The organism is Vibrio sp. 10N.222.55.C6, assembly GCF_041473395.1.
Lineage (GTDB): Bacteria > Pseudomonadota > Gammaproteobacteria > Enterobacterales > Vibrionaceae > Vibrio > Vibrio crassostreae_C.
This window is the reverse complement of record NZ_JBFRSD010000085.1, coordinates 1-224: the sequence shown is the minus strand read 5'-3', so window position 1 is coordinate 224 and position 224 is coordinate 1. Positions and strand designations below refer to the sequence as shown.

Genomic DNA, 224 nt, shown 5'->3' with positions numbered 1-224 from the left:
CCATTACCGTTGTCGGTAAGAATACCGTCGCCACCGTCGTAGGTCACACCTTCAACCGTTAGGTTGTCGCCTTCAATGTCAGTAGCGCCTGTTAATAGGTCTGCATCGGTGAAGATAAGCGTTCCATCTTCTTCAACGCTGAACTGTTGATCTTGAGGGACAGGCAGGTCATTAACTGGGTTAACGGTTAGATCCGCAGAAGCCTGAACGGTGTTAGTACCATC

The 224-nt window shown here is 49.6% G+C and carries 1 protein-coding gene; it reads right to left on the bottom strand.

What is annotated here, in order from left to right; genetic code table 11:
• Window positions 1-224 (bottom strand): cadherin-like domain-containing protein (locus tag AB4486_RS22655; RefSeq protein WP_372118716.1); only part of this gene is annotated, 224 nt, incomplete at both ends.